This window comes from Streptococcus oralis (assembly GCF_016028255.1).
Taxonomy (GTDB): domain Bacteria; phylum Bacillota; class Bacilli; order Lactobacillales; family Streptococcaceae; genus Streptococcus; species Streptococcus oralis_AC.
This window is the reverse complement of sequence record NZ_CP065707.1, coordinates 731,370-750,017: the sequence shown is the minus strand read 5'-3', so window position 1 is coordinate 750,017 and position 18,648 is coordinate 731,370. Positions and strand designations below refer to the sequence as shown.

The 18,648-nt window shown below is 41.6% G+C and carries 15 protein-coding genes; 2 read left to right on the top strand and 13 right to left on the bottom strand.

The window, feature by feature from the left end; genetic code table 11:
- Window positions 1-13: 13 nt before the first annotated feature.
- The 7 genes from I6G42_RS03805 to I6G42_RS03775 all read right to left on the bottom strand — a co-directional run bounded on the left by I6G42_RS03805 (window position 14) and on the right by I6G42_RS03775 (window position 9,631).
- Window positions 14-697 (bottom strand): tyrosine-protein kinase, encoded by a 684-nt coding sequence (locus I6G42_RS03805; RefSeq protein ID WP_038804133.1) that lies wholly within the window; start codon window positions 695-697, stop codon window positions 14-16.
- Between the two features lie 9 nt (window positions 698-706).
- On the bottom strand, window positions 707-1,399 hold the full coding sequence (gene cpsC / locus I6G42_RS03800) for a capsular polysaccharide biosynthesis protein CpsC (protein WP_038804134.1): 693 nt from the start codon (window positions 1,397-1,399) through the stop codon (window positions 707-709).
- 8 nt (window positions 1,400-1,407) lie between these two features.
- Complete coding sequence (gene cps4B, locus I6G42_RS03795; protein WP_038804135.1) at window positions 1,408-2,139, bottom strand: capsular polysaccharide biosynthesis protein Cps4B; 732 nt, start codon at window positions 2,137-2,139, stop codon at window positions 1,408-1,410.
- Window position 2,140: 1 nt separating this feature from the next.
- A complete protein-coding gene (locus I6G42_RS03790) occupies window positions 2,141-3,586 on the bottom strand; it encodes an LCP family protein (protein ID WP_038804136.1) in 1,446 nt (481 codons plus the stop codon).
- Window positions 3,587-3,773: 187 nt separating this feature from the next.
- Window positions 3,774-5,735, bottom strand: coding sequence for a peptide ABC transporter substrate-binding protein (locus I6G42_RS03785; protein ID WP_068981895.1), 1,962 nt, complete (start codon window positions 5,733-5,735; stop codon window positions 3,774-3,776).
- Between the two features lie 149 nt (window positions 5,736-5,884).
- The gene (locus I6G42_RS03780) at window positions 5,885-7,852 is read right to left on the bottom strand and encodes a peptide ABC transporter substrate-binding protein (RefSeq protein ID WP_038804137.1); all 1,968 of its coding nucleotides are present in this window, start codon (window positions 7,850-7,852) and stop codon (window positions 5,885-5,887) included.
- Between the two features lie 168 nt (window positions 7,853-8,020).
- Complete coding sequence (locus I6G42_RS03775; protein WP_038804138.1) at window positions 8,021-9,631, bottom strand: glycoside hydrolase family 13 protein; 1,611 nt, start codon at window positions 9,629-9,631, stop codon at window positions 8,021-8,023.
- Between the two features lie 152 nt (window positions 9,632-9,783).
- Here I6G42_RS03775 and I6G42_RS03770 point away from each other — a divergent pair, with 152 nt between their 5' ends.
- On the top strand, window positions 9,784-11,268 hold the full coding sequence (locus I6G42_RS03770; protein WP_038804139.1) for a DUF1846 domain-containing protein: 1,485 nt from the start codon (window positions 9,784-9,786) through the stop codon (window positions 11,266-11,268).
- A gap of 131 nt (window positions 11,269-11,399) precedes the next feature.
- Here I6G42_RS03770 and I6G42_RS03765 read toward each other — a convergent pair whose 3' ends face one another.
- The 5 genes from I6G42_RS03765 to I6G42_RS03745 are packed head-to-tail and all read right to left on the bottom strand — an operon-like array spanning window position 11,400 to window position 15,328.
- Window positions 11,400-12,431, bottom strand: coding sequence for a sensor histidine kinase (locus tag I6G42_RS03765; protein ID WP_038804140.1), 1,032 nt, complete (start codon window positions 12,429-12,431; stop codon window positions 11,400-11,402).
- A complete protein-coding gene (locus tag I6G42_RS03760; protein WP_038804141.1) occupies window positions 12,398-13,096 on the bottom strand; it encodes a response regulator transcription factor in 699 nt (232 codons plus the stop codon). The genes I6G42_RS03765 and I6G42_RS03760 overlap by 34 nt, the downstream gene beginning before the upstream one ends.
- A 12-nt stretch (window positions 13,097-13,108) precedes the next feature.
- Complete coding sequence (locus tag I6G42_RS03755; protein ID WP_038804142.1) at window positions 13,109-13,831, bottom strand: lantibiotic ABC transporter permease; 723 nt, start codon at window positions 13,829-13,831, stop codon at window positions 13,109-13,111.
- Window positions 13,831-14,619 carry a lantibiotic ABC transporter permease gene (locus tag I6G42_RS03750; protein ID WP_038804143.1) on the bottom strand — a complete coding sequence of 263 codons (789 nt, stop codon included), beginning with the start codon at window positions 14,617-14,619 and terminating at the stop codon, window positions 13,831-13,833. The genes I6G42_RS03755 and I6G42_RS03750 overlap by 1 nt, the downstream gene beginning before the upstream one ends.
- 1 nt (window position 14,620) lies before the next feature.
- Window positions 14,621-15,328, bottom strand: a complete 708-nt coding sequence (locus I6G42_RS03745) for an ABC transporter ATP-binding protein (protein ID WP_038804144.1) — start codon at window positions 15,326-15,328, stop codon at window positions 14,621-14,623.
- A gap of 285 nt (window positions 15,329-15,613) precedes the next feature.
- Here I6G42_RS03745 and I6G42_RS03740 point away from each other — a divergent pair, with 285 nt between their 5' ends.
- Window positions 15,614-16,096, top strand: a complete 483-nt coding sequence (locus tag I6G42_RS03740; protein ID WP_000032544.1) for an S-ribosylhomocysteine lyase — start codon at window positions 15,614-15,616, stop codon at window positions 16,094-16,096.
- A gap of 57 nt (window positions 16,097-16,153) precedes the next feature.
- Here I6G42_RS03740 and I6G42_RS03735 read toward each other — a convergent pair whose 3' ends face one another.
- A complete protein-coding gene (locus I6G42_RS03735) occupies window positions 16,154-18,259 on the bottom strand; it encodes an ATP-dependent Clp protease ATP-binding subunit (RefSeq protein WP_038804145.1) in 2,106 nt (701 codons plus the stop codon).
- Window positions 18,260-18,648: the final 389 nt, after the last annotated feature.

Below are 18,648 nucleotides of genomic sequence, written 5' to 3'. Positions count from 1 at the left end.
CCCAACCTATTTTTTATTTTTCCCCGTAATCTCCATAATTTCCATAAGAACCGTATTTGTCTACTGAAGTATCGAATTTATTCAATACAACTCCTAAAAACGGCTTCCCTGTGTGTTCCAGTTGTTCTTTCGCTTTTTGAATATCCCTTCGATTTGTTTCACCCGCTGCCGTCACTAAAATAGAAGCATCACATTTTCGCGTAATGATAGCTGCATCAATCACGGCACCTACGGGAGCAGTGTCTACAATGATGTAGTCAAAATATTTACGCAAGGTTTCAAGCATTGTACTGAAATTCTTACTTTGAAGAAGAGCTGTCGGATTCGGTGACACAGATCCAGCCTGAATTACAAAGAGATTTTCGATATTGGTATCACAGAGCCCTTGTGATAGGTCTGTAGTTCCTGATAGAAATTCTGTCAGACCTGTAATCTTATCTCTTGCTTTAAAGACACCTGACATAACAGAATTGCGAATATCTCCATCAATCAGCAGCGTTTTGTAACCTGCACGCGCAAAAGCCCAAGCGATATTAGTGGAAGTCGTTGATTTTCCTTCTCCTGGTTTCACTGAAGTGATAGAAAATACTTTCAAATCATCTCCACTTAACTGTAGGTTCGTGCACAAAGCATTATAATACTCCTCTGCCTTTTTTACAAGATCCAATTTTGCCTGTGAGATTTCTAACGTTGGCATAACTTCCTCCTATTTCATTTTGTCCAAATCTGGAACGACCCCTAAAAGTGGAATTTGCAGTACATCTTCAACATCTTCAGGACGTTTCACACGGGTATCAAGCAACTCAATCAAAAGAACAGTAATTACTGTTACGACGGCTCCTCCAAGAAAACCAAACAAGGTGTTGCGTCGAACATTTGGAGAAGAGGGAGTCGTAGCTGGTCGCGCTTCTTCAAGCGTCGTTACATCAGATACTCGCGTTACAGCGATGATCTTTTCTGCAGCAGCTTCTCGTAGAGAATTAGCGATGCGACTGGCTTCCTCTGGTTGTTTATCCTTGACAGAAATTGAAACGATACGAGTGTCAGTTGGTACAGTCACTTGAACTTTGCCGGCTAACGTTTTTGCTGGCATATCCAATTTCAAATTTGTCGCTACCTTTTCCAATACATCCTGCGAAAGGATAATCTCACGGTAGTCTTTTACCAGATAAGATCCTGCCTGCAAGTCCTGATTTGTCAACCCCGGCTTATCTCCTTGATTGCGATTCACTACGTAAATACGCGTAGTACTCGTATATTCTGGCTTAACGATAAAAGTGCTATATGCAAAAGCTCCCGCACCTGTCACAAGTGCCACTAATAAAATAATTAGCTTGCGTTTCCACAAGGTTTTAAGTAATTGAAATACATCGATTTCTATCGTATTTTGTTCTTTCATCATTTCTCCTAAATTAGTTGATCCATTACAATTTTTCGAGGATTGTCTATAAAGAGTTCTTGAGCCTTCGCTTCTCCGTATTTTTGAGTAACAAGGTCATATGCTTCTGCCATATGAGGAGGTCTACCGTCTAGATTGTGCATATCACTTGCAATGACATGAACCAAATCCTGCTCTAAAAAATACTGAGCTCTTTTTTTCATGAATTTATAACGTTCTCCAAAAAGTTTGGGTTTGAGGATGTGTGAACTATTTACTTGCGTGTAACAGCCCATATCGATCAGTTCTCGAACGCATTTTTCATTATTTTCAAGAGCATCATAGCGCTCGATGTGGGCAATGACTGGAGTAATTCCCAACATCAAGATCTTGCTCAAGGCGCTATGAATATCGCGATAAGGGGTGTTCATACTAAACTCTATCAAGGCATAACGACTATCATTGAGGGTCGGAATCTGCTTTTTTTCCAACTTATCCAGAACATCTGGTGTGTAGTAAATTTCCGCCCCATAAGCAATGACCAAGTCACTCGCAACTTCCTTAGCTATTTCCCGAACCTGAAGAAAATTTTCTGCTATCTTCTCTTCTGGAGTTTCAAACATGCCCTTGCGACGATGAGAGGTAGAGACAATGGTTCGCACCCCCTGCCTGTAGGCTTCTGTCAAGAGGGCCTTGCTTTCCTCTCTCGACTTGGGACCATCATCTACATCAAAGACAATGTGCGAATGAATATCAATCATTTCATCTTCCCTCCAACACGTCTTGAATAGCAGTTTTGACAGATGCAAGGCTACTGTCGTCAATTTCCATCATATAGAGGTTGCTATCTGGCATCGCATAGGAAGGAAGATCCATCCGTCCTGTACCTTTCAAGTCTTGCGAATTCACTTTGTAAGTTCCACCACTTTCTAACTGAGCATTGACCAAGTTCATCATGGTCTCAAGCGGCATGTTTGTTTGGATAGAATCTTGCAAGCTATCAATAATCGTACTATAATTTTTCAGTGCTTCGGTCGACGTTAATTTTTGAAGGATAGCCACAATCACCTTTTGTTGATTGCGCCCGCGGTCGCGGTCACCATCTGCTAGAGAGTAGCGCTCGCGAACAAAAGCGAGTGCCTCTTCTGAATCTAAATGGACATTACCGATAGAATAGTGTTTTTTATTAGCAAGAGCTGTGAATTCCTGATCATTATAAACATCTACCCCACCCAACAAATCAATCAATTTCAAAAACGAAGTGAAGTTCAATCGCACATAGTAATTGATATCCACCCCATAGAGATTTTCTAAGGTGTGAATGGATGAATCAACTCCATAAATGCCCGCATGGGTCAATTTATCTTTTTGATTATTTCCACCATCTGCGATTGGTACATAAGCATCACGTGGCGTTGTGGTCAAGAGAATTTTCTTGGTATCTCGATTAACAGTCATCAGGATATTGACGTCTGAACGCGACACTGAACTAATCGGACCATAAGTATCAATACCACTCACATAGATATTAAAAGACTGACTCTTTGAAGTTTTAGGAGCTTCTACTTTTTTAGTGAATCCCTTAGTATAAATCTTTTTAATCTTTGACGCATAGTCCGGATACTCTGACTCGATGATATTTTCAAAGACACTATTTAAGACAATGGCCTTGGTGTCACCTGCAATCAGACTCTTGTAAGCCGCCAAGTAAGACGAACTCTGATTGACCGTCAAATCGGTATTCTGACTTGACTTGATATCAGCTAGTAGTTTTTGAATATTTTCATTATCAGTCCCAGTCGGTGCTGTCACACTCGTCAGTTGCGTAACATTTCCAATCTCACTATCTGCTAAAACAGCAACACTGATAGAATATTCTGAGTAATTAGAAGTCGCATTTAAACGATTGGTCAGTCCAACAAACTGCTGTACTGCAAAAAGTGAAACAGAGCTCACAAGGATAGAGAGCACCAACAGAAAAATAGTAAATTTTTCAGCTTTTTTATAGATAATCAAGAGTAGCTCTGCTAAGGCAACTAGTAGAACTAACGCAGTTGCCACTAGATTAAAATATCTAAAAGCAAGGATATGGTATTTAAAAATCAAAAACAATAAAAAGCTAGCCAACAATAGATAAACAGTTAACAAGGCTATGTTAACGCTTCGCTTTACTTTTCCTGAGCGAGATCTCTTTGAACGTTTCGTCATGACACTCCCCTATACTATAATAATTAAAGTAATTATATCACAAAAGTAGAGTAAATTCCATTCATTCCCACAATTCTCAGCGTTTTCATTCCTTTTTCTTGATCATTTTTTGAAGTTAGGGCTTTCAGCATCGAGAATTTTGGCAAACAAAAAACAAGGCCTCTTGAAGGAAACCTTGTTTTCGCCGTTATTTGATATGATTTTTAAATTCTTTTTGGCTCTTTTCGATAGCCTTTTTACTCTCTTCTTCCCACTTAGTCTTGGCTTCATCAAATTGTTTCTTGGTAACAGGATCTTTTTGCAGTCTCATATACTTGTAGTTATTTCCATCACCTTTGATTCCCACTAGAGAGTAGGCACGTGTAAATGGAGTTACTTTGGTTACAGAGGCCGTACCACCATTTGACATAGCAGACATGACTAGAGAATTGTCAATCATCCAAGCTTGAGCTTCAGCGTATTTTTCATAACGTTTAGAAACGTCTTTATTCTCAGCATCTGCTTCTTTTAGAAGTTTCGTATAGGTATCCAATCCCAAACTCTTAATTTTATCCTGATCTTCCTTAGCATCTAAACCGAAAATCTTGAGATAGAAGCCATCTTCTGCATTAAATGGATCCAGATAAGTTGACGGATCTTGGTAATCACCAACCCAGCCATCAAAGTTCAAATCGTAATCACGAGCTGCTGGATTTGGAGCTAGGAAAGCGACATTCCCAAAGTCATCCGTTGAAAGTTGCTGAACATCAATGACGACATGATCAGAACCTAGTACTGTTTCAAGTGTCTGTTTAAGTGAATTCATACCAGAAACTGCATTTTTATTGGTTTGATCAACCGGGATGTCCAAATGAATGGGGAAGGTCACCCCTTGGGCTTCCAATTCCTTTTTAGCTTCCGCAAATTTTGCTTGAGCCTTTTCCCTGTTAAAGTAACCGTCTTGGGCATCCGACAAGTTGATTTCTGACCATTCTGTTCCATACTGAACAAGTTTAGAAGAGACCACTTCCCCAAAGCTCTTATCTCCCACTTGCACAAATGTAGGGGGAACAAGGGTATTACGAAGGGTATTACTTGCTGCTTCTTGCCCGTTAGATTGGGCAGAGTAGGCTGTACGATCGATGGCAAAGTTCAAGGCCTGACGGAAGTTTTTATTTAAAATCGCTGTTTGCGTTGAGTTCTTTTGCTGGTCTGATGTTTTAGCAGTATGGTTATAGGCTTTACGGTTTACATTAAAGTTGAAGTACCAAGAAGTCTTGTCTTGTAAGCTATAAACAATATTGTCTTGGTATTTTTCTTTCGTCTTGGCATAGCTCGAGCTATTTGGATAGACTCCCGCAAGTGAATAGGCACCACTTTCAAAGTTTCGAATGGTCATCTCTTGATCAGAGCCATCAAAATAGGCTAATTTAACTTTTTCAATGGTCACTTTATCATGGTCATAGTAGTGTGGATTCTTCACATATTCGATTGACGATTTTGATGTAAAATCTTTTAACAAATATGGACCATTATAAAGGATACTGTCTGGTGTCAAGGTTCCAAAATCTTTATCCTTTGATTTCAAGAACTCTTCGTTGACTGGGAAAAGGATACTATTGGTTGTTTTTGAATTCCAATACGGCTCTGGTCGAGTTAAAGTGTACTCGACTGTGTAATCATCCAATGCTTTGACACCAACAGTTGAAAAGTCATTAGTCACACCCGTCACATAGTCATTCAATCCCTTGATTGAATTTTGGATCAGATCCATGGCTTGCCCCTTGTTGTCAGCGGCATATTTGATCCCAGTGACAAAATCCTGAGCTTTGACTGGAGCATACTCTTCTCCATCGGCTGTGTACCACTTGGCATCTTTTCTGAGTTTGTAGGTATAGGTCAAATCATCTGCTGAAACAGACCAATCCTCAGCTAGAGCTGGCGTTAGGTTGCCATAGCTGTCATTCTCTAACAAACCATCTACGAGATTGGTAATAACAGCAGTATTATCTGCATAATAATCTAGAAGATAGTTAAAAGTTGTCGGATTCGCACCAAATGTTGATGAGAAGGTGCTTGTATCTGTGTTGGACTGTCCACATGCCGAGAGCAAAATCCCTGTAGCTAGGACTAGACCAGTTCCGATAAGTCTTTTTTTCATTTTGATCATTATTCACTCCTTTATGTCACTTTTTATAACATAGGCATATTTTATCAAATTTATCCTAAATTGTAAAGTTCCTAGTTTTACGACGACTGATGTCTCAAAATCAGAAAAAGGAAGCACAGATTTTCTGCAACTTCCTTTTCTTTTATAGACTATTTGACATGTTTTTCTAGCTCTTTTTGGTATTTGGCATTTGTTTCAATTTTTTCTTTCTGCCATTTCTTGAGAGCTTCTTCGTATTCTTTTGTAGTCACGACATCCTTTTGCAGCTCCAAACCTTTGAATACAAACGGGTCTCCCTTGATTCCGACTTGAGAGTATGCTTTTGTGAATGGTACAGTACGGCTAACAGTTGGAGAACCACCTGAAGAGGCAACTGGGATCAAGAGCGAACTATCCGATACCCAGGCTTGGGCTTTAGCGTATTTTTCGTAACGCTTATTGAGGTCGCTTGTTTCAGATGCGGCATCATCCAAGAGTTTCTTGTATTCGTCTAGACCGACTTGAGCCATCACTTCTGGGTCTTTTCCACGAGTGAGCCCCAAGTGTTTAAGAGCAGAACCTTTCTTAGCATCAAGAATGTTTAGGTAGGTAGCTGGGTCTTGATAGTCTGGTCCCCAACCAGTTCCGTTCAAGTCATAGTCTTTTTGAGATGGTACTTTGGCTTGGGATGTAATACTCATTTTTTCATTATCGGTCATTTGAAGGACATCGACAATGACATTCTCCGTACCAAGTGTTGATTCGATAGACTGCTTGAGTGAGTTAGTCTGTTGAACGGCAATGACATCGGTCTGTTCAACTGGAACATCCAAACGGATTGGGAAGGTCACACCCTTAGCCTGCAATTCTGCTTTAGCCTTTGCAAAGGCTACCTTGGCTTTTTCAGGACTGTAAAGCGTATCCTTACCATCAGTAAGGGCTACATCTTTCCATTGGTCCCCGTAAGAAACCAGCTCTGCCTGAGCCAACTCTCCAAAGGTCTTTTCACCTACTTGAACGTAGTCATGAGGCACTAGGCTGTTACGGATAATTTTGTCCGCACCTTCTTCACCATTCAACTGAGCAGTGTAAGAATGACGGTCAAGGGCAAAGTTCAGCGCCTGACGGAAGTTCTTGTTAAGAAGAGCTTCTTTGGTTGATGTTTTTTGAGCTTCGTCTGTTTTGGCTGTTTTATTGTAAGACTGGCGGTTTACGTTAACAGTGAGGTAGTAGCTTGTCGCTTCTTGTGGACTGTAAACAATCTTATCTCCGTACTCTTTTTTAGTTGACTCAAAGTTTGAGCTTGTTGGGAAGAGACGAGCTGTTGTATAGGCACCTTGTGTAAAGCTACGAATCAAAGATTCTTGGTCTGAACCATCGTAGAAGGTTAGTTTAATATTGTCAATCTTAACATTGTCCTTATCCCAGTAGTTTGGATTCTTTTCATATTCGATGACTGATTTTGAAGTCAATGATTTCAAAAAGTAAGGACCGTTATAAAGAATACTTGATGGTGTTGGTGCACCGTAGTCGCTCCCTTTAGAATTCAAGAATTCTTCATTAACTGGAAGCATGGTTGCAGTTGTGACTTTAGAGTTCCAGAAGCTTTCTGGTTTGTTAAGCGTATATTCAACCGTGTAATCGTCAACAGCCTTGACTCCTACAGTAGAAAAGTCATTGCTCTCTCCACTGATGTAGGCAGCCAAGCCTTTGATAGAATCTTGAAGGAGAGAGAGGCCGTCTGATTTGCCATCAGCCGCGTGTTTCAGACCAGTAACAAAGTCCTGAGCCTTGACCTCAGCATACTCTTCTCCCTCAGAAGTATACCATTTTACACCCTTACGAAGTTTGTAGGTATAGGTCAAGCCATCTTTAGAAACGGACCAGTCTTCTGCAAGCGACGGAATCAAGTTCCCGTATTTATCGTTTTCCAAGAGGCCATCGACAACGTTGGCTATAACGTCAGAAGTTGAGCTCTTGCTCGTCACGCTGTAGTCCAAAGATGATGGATCTATTGCATAGACATAAGAAAATGTCTTGGGAGCATCAGCTTTCTTTTCGTTTTGCCCACAAGCAGTTAACAGAAGGGCTGCGCTCAAGACAGCACCTGCTCCTAAGAGCCACTTTTTCGATTTCATAAGTAATCTCCTTAAAGATAGTGTTTTCACCATTATACCCTATTTTTTCATAAAAGCAAGGACTTTCGACAGATTTTTTAGAAAATTCTAACAAATATTTTTTAAAGATTTCTCTACACAATTTTTAGTAAAAAACCTCAGGCTTCAAAAGCTTGAGGTTCGCTCATTTTAGTCAGTCATTTCCACACAGAAAGCATCCCATGGCGCCAAAGCCTGTTTCTCAACTGCTTCTTGAGCCACAGTATTTTTAATCAAGACAGATTGCACTTTTCCTTCTACTGAAAAATCTTGTTTTTCATTGGACAAATTAGCCACGACTAGGAAACGACGGTCGCCATCTTTGCGGATATAGGCAAAGACCTTGTCAGCCGTATCAAGCAATTCAAAATCAGCTCGAATCAGCCAACTGTTTTCCTTACGAATCTGAACCAACTTCTGATAGGTATAGAAAATAGAATCTGGATTTTCCAGTGCTTCTTGAACGTTGATTGCTTGATAGTTTGGATTAACTGCTAACCAAGGTTGACCTGTTGAGAAGCCAGCATTTTTGCTTTCATCCCATTGCATCGGAGTACGTGCATTATCACGACCGATGACACGGATGCTGTCCATAATCTCCTCTAGCGGAACGCCTTTTTCAAGAGCCTCACGCGCATAGTTGAGGGATTCAATATCTTCTACTTGATCCAGTGTTTCAAATGGATAGTTTGTCATCCCAATCTCCTCACCTTGGTAAATATAAGGTGTCCCTCTCATGAGATGAAGCAAGATTGCAAAGGCTTTGGCGGATTTTTCACGGTATTCTTGGTCATTTCCCCAGATAGAGACAATACGAGGGAGGTCATGGTTATTCCAGAAGAGGGAATTCCAGCCGTCCTCAACTCCCAACTCTGTCTGCCATTTGTTAAAAATCTCTTTTAACTTCCCTACATTTAACTCTTTTTGGTAGTGCCACTTAGGTTGCCCTTCCTGATACTGTAGACAGATGTGTTCAAACTGGAAGACCATTGACAATTCTTGTCCCTTTGGATCCGAGTAGAGTTTAGCAATCTCTGGCGTTGCCCCCCATGTTTCCCCTACTGTCAAGAGATTCTTATCTCCAAAGGTCCCCTGATTCATTTCCTTGAGATAGGGATGGAGCATAGGACCGTTATTGACTACTTTCTCATCAGGAATTTTTCCAATCATGTCAATAACATCCATACGGAAACCACCAATACCTTTATCAATCCAGAAGTTCATCATCTCATAAATTTTCTGGCGCAGTTTTTCATTCTCCCAGTTGAGGTCAGGCTGTTTCTTACTGAAAAAGTGGAGATAGTATTGACCCGACTTTTCATCGTATTCCCAAGCAGACCCACTAAAGATAGACTCCAAATCATTGGGCTCATCTCGCCAGATATAGTAGTCTCGCTCAGGGCTATCAGGATTTTCACAAGCCTCGACAAACCATGCGTGTTCATCCGAGGTATGATTGACCACCAAGTCCATGATAATTCGAATATCACGTTTCTTAGCTTCTGCAATGAGTTGGTCCATATCCTCCATGGTTCCAAAAATAGCTGCAATCGCTTGATAATCAGCAATATCATAACCATTATCATCCATCGGACTGTCATAAACAGGAGAAAGCCAAATCGCTGTGATTCCTAACTTAGCTAGATAGTCCAACTTACTAGTAATTCCTGGCAAATCACCAATTCCATCTCCATTGCTATCCATAAAACTCTTGGGATAGACTTGATAGACTACGGCATTATGCCACCATTTTTCTTGCATCTTCTTACCTCATTATTTTAATAATCTATAGTCTATGATAGCGCTTTTTAAAACTTTGTGCAAGCGTTTGCCTAATCTTTTTGATTTCTTTTTTGACTCCGTAGTTTCCTATCTTCCAATTTTTTATTATAATAGAGGTCAGAGGTAAAAAAATGAAAAAACAAGCTTTTAGTTCTGAACAATATTTGAATCTACAACGCGACCACATTTTGGAGCGCATTAACCAATTTGACGGCAAACTTTACCTGGAGTTTGGTGGCAAAATGTTAGAAGATTTCCACGCTGCTCGTGTACTGCCTGGTTATGAGCCTGACAATAAAATCAAGCTCTTGCAAGAATTGAAAGAGCAGGTTGAGGTTGTGATTGCCATTAACGCTAGCAACATCGAACATTCTAAAGCGCGTGGTGACCTAGGAATTTCTTATGATCAAGAAGTTCTTCGTTTGATTGACAAATTCAATGAACTGGGAATTTTTGTTGGTTCGGTTGTCATCACACAGTACGCTGGACAACCCGCTGCAGATGCTTTCCGCAACCAGTTAGATAAAAACGGGATTGATTCCTATCTTCATTATCCAATCAAAGGATATCCGACCGATATGGATCACATCATTTCTCCTGAAGGTATGGGGAAAAACGACTATATCAAAACCAGTCGCAACTTGATCGTCGTAACTGCTCCTGGACCTGGTTCTGGAAAATTGGCAACCTGTGTGTCCAATATGTACCATGACCAAATCAACGGTATCAAGTCTGGTTACGCTAAGTTTGAAACCTTCCCAGTTTGGAATCTTCCCCTTCATCACCCAGTCAATTTGGCCTACGAGGCTGCAACCGCAGACCTTGATGATGTCAACATGATTGACCCCTTCCATCTTCAAACTTACGGAGAAACTACTGTCAATTACAACCGTGATATCGAAATCTTCCCAGTGCTGAAACGTATGTTGGAACGCATCCTCGGCGAATCTCCATACGCTTCTCCAACAGACATGGGTGTCAACATGGTTGGCTTCGCCATTACAGATAATGAGGCTGCTATCGAAGCCTCTAAACAAGAAATCATTCGCCGTTACTATCAGACTGTACTTGATTTTAAAGCTGAAAAAGTCGGCGAATCTGCTGTCAAGAAAATCGAGTTGCTCATGAACGACCTCGGTATCACACCTGAAGACCGTAAGGTTGCTGTTGCTGCACGCCAAAAAGCAGAAGAAACTGGTGGTCCTGCCCTAGCCCTTGAATTGCCAAGCGGGGAAATCGTGACTGGTAAAAACTCTGAACTCTTTGGTCCTACAGCTGCCGCCTTGATCAATGCCATCAAAAAATCAGCTGATATCGCTAAGGAAGTGAAACTAATCGAGCCTGAAGTTGTCAAACCAATTCAAGGCCTCAAGATTAACCATCTAGGCAGTCGCAATCCTCGCCTCCACTCAAATGAGATTTTGATTGCACTTGCAATCACGGCTATGGAAAACCCTGATGCTGCGCGCGCAATGAAGGAACTTGGTAACCTCAAAGGAAGCGAAGCTCACTCAACCATCATCTTGACCGATGAAGACAAGAATGTCCTTCGCAAACTAGGTATCAACGTAACCTTTGATCCTTACTACCAATACGATCGCTTGTATCGGAAGTAATTAAACGAGGCTGGATAAAACTCAATTTGAGTAAAAATCCAGTAAATCTTTACATGATAAAAGATAAAACGCATAATATCAAGTCTTTTGAACACTTGGTATTATGCGTTTTTATGATTTTCCATCCTTATTTATTTTAATGAAATTGTCAACTCAACAGAGGCTCCTCCTTGGTCTGGATTGAGCAGGGTCAGACGACCACCATGCAAGAGAGCGACTTGCTTAGAAAAGGCTAAGCCGATACCATGATGGGGATTAGCTGAATTGCGACTTTGGTCACTCTGATAAAAGAGCTGTTCCGCTCCCAGCAGCATCTCCTCTGAAAATGCAGGGCCATTGTTCCAGATAGCAAACACCAACTGATCCTGCTGTACTGATACCGTCAGCTTGACTTCTTTTTGGTCTTGGTCAGCATGTTCAAGCGCATTTAGTAAGATATTGAGTAAAGCCCGTTTGAGATAATCTAAATAAATCAACAAAATCAGACTAAGATCGCAATCTTCTTGGAGATAAAAACGATAGCTTTCCTGTTTGCTGAACAGTGCCCAGTCGTCCTGTAGATCAGCCAAAAAGTCCCTTAAGGAAAGCTGACTAAACTGATTAGCATCAATCTGAAAAGTCTTAGCGTAATCAATCAAAGAGCCACAATACTCTTCCATCTTGTGACTGGCCTGCAAAATCTCAGAAGCATAGTCTGCCTGTGGCTGGTCCAACTGCGCCAATTCCAAGAGCTCAGCATTCCCCTTAATCACAGTTAGGGGCGTTTTCAAATCGTGCGATGTCGCTGATAACTGTAAAATCAACTCCCGATTATGCTGCTGCTCTCTTTCTAGAAGACGAGCATTTTCTTGGTGGCTGCTCCGTAAATCGCTATAAACTTCTAGCATTTCCTCAATCCGAAAAAGACGGCTTTGATTTTCTTCCAAAAGCTTCTCGCTCTTTAGCATTTTTATTTCCCTGTCGATTTTTCGGAGTAATTTCAAAATATGATAAAAAGTAATCAGCAGTAGGCTCCCTGCCCAAAAGAACAAGGTGAAAAGAGCATAATCACTTCCTTGCGTAAATTCATAGCCGATAAGCACAAAAATCAAAACATGAAAAAAGACGATTTTCAAGCTGGTTGTCCAGACTAAGCTTTTGAAATTTCGGGTTCTAATTGCCATCTATAGCCTACTCCTCTCACTGTTGCGATTGCTTGCAGCCCTTCTTGTTTGCATTTTTGACGAATCTGATATACGTATTCTGAGATGGAGCGAAGCTGTGTTTCTGAGCTTTCTGGGTAAAGTAAAGTATGCAGGCGTTCAGCTGAAAAGGTCTGCTTGGGATTGCTAGCTAGTAAATGCAGCAGCTTAAACTCCCGCTCTGAAAATTTCAAGACTTTACTAAAACAGGCAACTTCATAGCGCTCTGGATAAAATTGACAAGAAGCAATCTCAGAATAGCGCTCCTCACGTCTTTCCTCCCGCCGAAGATGCGCTCTGACACGCGCCAGCAATTCTTTGGTCCCAAAAGGTTTGACAATATAGTCATCTGCACCACGAAAGAGCCCTTCCACCTTGTCCGCCTCCAACTCCTTGGCCGTCAGAAAGATGATTGGGCACGAAAGATGAGGACGAATGTAGGAACACAGCTCAAAACCATTAACAGGCTCCATCATCACATCCAGCAGAATCAAGTCATATCCGACAAAATGCGTCAACTCTAGCTCTTCTATCCGATCAAGCGTTGTCACATCATAAGCGTCGAGTTCTAGGACGTTTTTCACCAGCTTTAAAATGCTCTGGTCGTCATCAACCACCAAAATACGATACTGTCTCATGTTTTCCATTATAGCATACCTCTAGCGAACATCTCGTTTCAAGGTTAAGAATATAGCAGAGCTCCAAACCAAAGCTAGCCAGAACAGCTGTATCCCCAGACCTGATAAATCTATTGAATGCTGAAGCCCTTCATACTCAAAAAGATTGAGCGTAGCCAGATCGGGCAGGTATTTTGCTTCTTTGATAAAAGTTGCCAATAAACGGCTAAGACCAATCAAGAGAGGAAAGAGCACCGACACCGGCACAACCCAAGATTGAAAGAGCAAAGCGAGGCCGGCAGTTAAAAAAGCCAGAAAAAGATTGCTGAGAAGACCAAAAGAGCTGTAATAGAGGAATTTCCCCAGTAAGGACCAGCTAAAGTCTAGGTCAAATCGAGCCAGCATAACAAAGAAACAGCTACTTATAATGACACTATAGAGAACCAAGAGCAGCAAGACCAGAAAAAGGAATTTCCCAGCCAACCAAGCCTTTCTATTGGATACTGTTAGAAAATTAGTTCGCATCCCTGACTTGACAAACTCCTGAGCAAAATAGAGGGAAGTAAAGATGACGATGACAGGCTGCGCCAGATAGAGAGCATGCAAAGCCTCGCTCAGAGCTTTCGTCTGGCCAACTGCTGTCTGACTATAGTCAAGATTCATCAGAAAAAATGGAACGACTACCAGAGCCGCCAAGGCGGCACCAAGAGCGAGATAGTAAGAACGGAACTTAATCCATTCACTTCTAAGCAGAGCTTTTATCATCAGTATCTCCCTCCCAAATCAGTCTTCAAAAAGCGCAGAGAGGCCATACTGCCGATGACTAGTAACCATGCGCCTAGTATCAAGAGCCCTTGCAAGGGATTGTTGGTATATTGGGAAGTTGGCGTTGTAGCAAACAACTCTCCTGCTGGCTGTGGCAAATAAGCTCCCCAACTCGTGTGAGCAGCTAGGTAGTTTCCCAGATTATAGATCTGTGGCACGAGAAAAAGCAGAGGAACTAGCATGGTCCGAGCCAATAAACCTAACAAAAATGAAAGGGTTCCCAATAAAGTCAGAGATAAGGTTTTCCACAAAATCAAACTCCAAGCTGCCTGATTGAGCAGAATCGGATCAAGCCCTTCCTTTCCTAAAGCTAGGTGCATGACCATATAACTAAAGTAGATTGATAAAAAGCTACTGGCAAGAGAAAAGCAAGCAAAGGTCACGACTTTCCCCACAAGCAACTTCAGGCGGTTATTACAGGTCAAAAGACTGGTTCTCAAGCTATGGGACTGAAATTCCATAGCTCCCAAAATTCCAGCTAAGATGACCAAAACCATGCCTGCCATAGAGGCCCCATTGAGGCCTAGATATTCCAGCGGGTCAATGGCTTCTGCCAGGCCGGGAACCGTCTCAGGCGTGGCATCCAAGCCAATAGACACATACTGTCGACCCTCCAGCCAGGATACGGCAGGCACCAAGAGCAGCATGAATGCCATACTCACTCTGAAAGCCTTGGTTGAGCGGATTTTCAACCATTCTGAATGCAATAAGGACATCGTTTCTTTCATCTTAAACCTCCTCTGTCAAATCAAAGAAGAGATCTTCTAGACTGTCTGAATCTTGCAGTACCTCTTCCAATTGTCCCTGCTCAATAATTCGCCCATGATGAATCAAGACGACATCATCTGTCACCATTTGCACCTCTGATAGGATATGAGAAGATAGAAGTACCGTTTTCCCTAAGTCAGCCTGCTGACGGATGAAATTTCTAAACCACTTAATCCCACTTGGATCCAGTCCATTGATCGGCTCATCCAATATGAGAAACTGAGGATCACCCAGCAAAGCTGCTGCCAAACCCAAGCGTTGACCTTCCCCCAGAGACAGGCTTGATAAGAGGTCCTTCCTTTTATGAGCAATTCCAGTCATCTCCAAAACCTCATCGATCCGAGACTTGGGAATAGCATTACTCGCCGCAATAATCCTCAAGTGGTCATAGACCTTTCGATTTGGCAAACCGCCAATGCCATCAAAGGCTGCACCTACCGTTCTGAGCGGATAGGTCATTGATTGATAGGTTTGCCCATCAAAAGTTGCAGTCCCTGCTGTCGCCCGATCTAATCCCAAGAGAATCCTCAAGGTCGAACTTTTCCCTGCACCATTTGGGCCTAGAAAAGCTGTAATCCGACCGCTTCTAGCTGTAAAAGAAATATCTTCTAAAATCTGCTTGCTACCATGCTTTTTGCAGACTCCTTCTATTTTCACCATATGTTCCATATTGAACTCCTTTATCTTTATTTTCTCCAGTATACCCAATCTAGTTCAGAATTAGTTCAGAGATTAAGCAGAAATTTTAAAAGTTGATCCCACCTTTCAAAAGTCGCTCTAGCTTCATTAGAAAGAACTCAGTTTTTCTTTTCCTTTACTCCATTCTTTCTTTATAATTCTGAGGTTTATGTATGGAGACTTTATTATCATTCTAGTACCAAAAAGTCATTTATCAAACTCCATCAAGAGCAGGCTTTATGATATAATGAAAGAAGAAAACTGAAAGGATTTACCATGTCAAAAGAAGTTATTGTTGAAAGTTTTGAACTTGACCACACCATTGTTAAAGCACCCTATGTCCGCTTGATTGGGGAAGAAACAGGCCCAAAGGGAGACATCATCTCCAACTTTGATATTCGCTTGGTACAGCCAAATGAGGACTCTATCCCTACTGCTGGCCTTCACACTATCGAACACCTCTTGGCAAAACTCATCCGTACCCGCATTGACGGGATGATTGACTGTTCGCCATTTGGCTGCCGTACAGGTTTTCACATGATTATGTGGGGACGCCATACTAGCGCCGAGATTGCTGCTGTTATTAAGGATTCGCTCAAGGAAATCGCTGAAACCACTACTTGGGAAGATGTCCCTGGAACAACCATCGAATCTTGCGGAAATTACAAAGACCACAGCCTCTTTTCTGCTAAAGAATGGGCAAAACTCATCTTGGAACAAGGGATATCAGATGATGCCTTTGAGCGTCATGTCATCTAAACAAATAAAGGAACCAGCTTATTAGCTAGTTCCTTATTTTTTTCTCAAAATCTTGAGTTAGGCTTTTTCACGAATGACCAAGACACCATTTTCCATATCTGCTTCTAGGTGTTTAGCATCAAGGTTATCCAAGTGGAAGTCTGTCACCTTATCACGAATTTGTTGTTCAACCACACGGCGGAGTGGACGAACACCCATGACTTCGTCATAACCTTCTTCTGTGATAAAGTCCTTAGCTACTTGGCTGACTTCCAAATCAATGTCTTTCTTAGCCAAGGTTTGGTTGACTTCCGCCAACATCAAGTCCACAATCTTAGAAAGGTCTTCCTTATTCAAGTGTGAGAACTCGATAACTGCGTTAAAGCGGTTAAGGAACTCTGGGCGGAAGAATGGTTTCAAACGATCCATCAATTCTGGTTTGTCAGCATCTTCTGTCAAGTTGACTTCATAGCCAAATCCAGCATTTGATGTTGCGATAATGACCGTGTTCTTGAAGTTCACTGTATTTCCTTGACCATCAGTCAAACGACCGTCATCCAAGACTTGGAGGAGAAGGGTGATTACTTGAGGATCAGCCTTTTCAATTTCATCCAAGAGAATGATAGAGTATGGATTGCGACGAACACGTTCTGTCAAGGTATTGCTATTGTCATCATACCCAACATAACCAGCTGTTGTACCAATTAGCTTAGATACGGCTGTGCGGTCACTGTATTCAGACATATCCAAACGGATAATCGCATCCTTCGTTCCAAACATATCGAGCGCTAATTGCTTAGCAAGTTCTGTCTTACCAACCCCAGTTGGACCTACAAAGAGGAAGCTACCGATTGGGCGATTGCCTTCATCAAAACCAGCACGGTTACGACGGATAGCACGAGCTACAGCTTCAACTGCCTTGTCTTGGCCGATTACCTTGTGTTCCAAACGATGAGCCATATCTTTCAAACGTTCGATGTCTGACGCTCCCATTTGTGACACTGGAATACCTGTCATTCGTTCCACAGATTCAGCCACATCGTTGATGCTTGCAGTCACTTTCATGTCTTCTGTGTGGTTTTCGACTTTTTTCTCCAATTCTGCAATGCGTGTCTTGGCATTAAGAGCTGCTTCAAAATCTTCTGCCTCAACAGCTTTTTCTTGCTTGTCTTTTTCTGCCTCGATTTCTCGTTCAACAGCATGAACATCTGTTACAGGATGTTGAGCTGCCAAGTGAGCTGCCGTTACATCGACAAGGTCGATAGCCTTATCTGGCAAGCTGCGTTGTGGAATGTATTGGATAGAATAATCCACTGCTGCCTTCAAGACTTCGTCTGGCAAGATAACATTGTGATGTTGTTGATAGAGGTCACGAATCCCTTGAAGGATTTTAAAGGTATCCTCTGCTGATGGAGCATTGACCTTGACTTCGTTGAAACGACGAGCAAGAGCTGCATTCTTCAAGATGGTGTTACGGTATTCGTCTTGAGTCGTTGCCCCAATAACAGTCAACTCACCACGAGAGAGAGCTGGCTTGAGAATGTCCGCAAGCCCCTTGGAGCCACTGTCTCCACCAGTGCTACCAGCACCAAGAATTTGGTGAATTTCATCAAAGAAGAGGATAATATTCCCTGCTTCTTTTACCTCACTAACAAGATTTTGAATGTTTTCTTCAAAACTACCACGGTATTGAGTACCAGCCTCAAGACCTGAGATATCAATGGAAATGATTTCCTTGTTCTTAATAGCAGCTGGGACATCTCCGTTCACAATTGCTTGTGCTAAACCTTCGACAACTGCTGTCTTACCAACACCTGCATCTCCTACAAGTACAGGATTGTTCTTGGTACGACGGGATAGGATTTCAGATGTTTCTTGAATTTCCTTGTTTCGTCCGATAACAGGATCCAATTTGCCCTCGCGAGCTTCTGCTGTCAAGTTACGACCTAGTTTAGCAAGGACACCATCTTGCTTCATACCTGAAGCGTGTTGTTGCATTTGCGCATCAGATTCTGCATTTCCTGGTAATTGACCAGTTGCACGATAATGAGCAAATTCCTCAGGAGTCACTTCACGTCCATTAATCAAGTAGCGACGGTTTTCAGAACTGTATCCTCGCATACCACCCATCAATTGGTTAAACAAATCATCCATGTTGTTAAAGTTATTAAAGTTGTTATTCATATTCTTTACCTCGTTTATTGTTGATTATTTGCGATCTCCGATATTGACTATCTTTGACCTTTGTTTTAAAAATTTTAGACTAGCTAACTAGCTACCCTACGTATAATTTCTGGTTTTTCTTTTTTAAATAAGCCTTCTATCATCTTCTTTTCAAAGTCTGTTAGATTTAACATAGGCCTCACCCCTTTCTAGGGTATCTATCGTACATTTTCAAGAAATAAAATCATTGAAAATGAAGTTTTCTAAGGAATTCATTTTCCTTATGTTTCTACTATATCACTTTGGTCAGTAAAAGTCAATAACTTTTTGACTAATTTTGACTAATTTTTAAAATTTTTTAAGCACACAAAAAGCCAGTCAGACCGACTGGCTTTTCTCTATTCCAATTG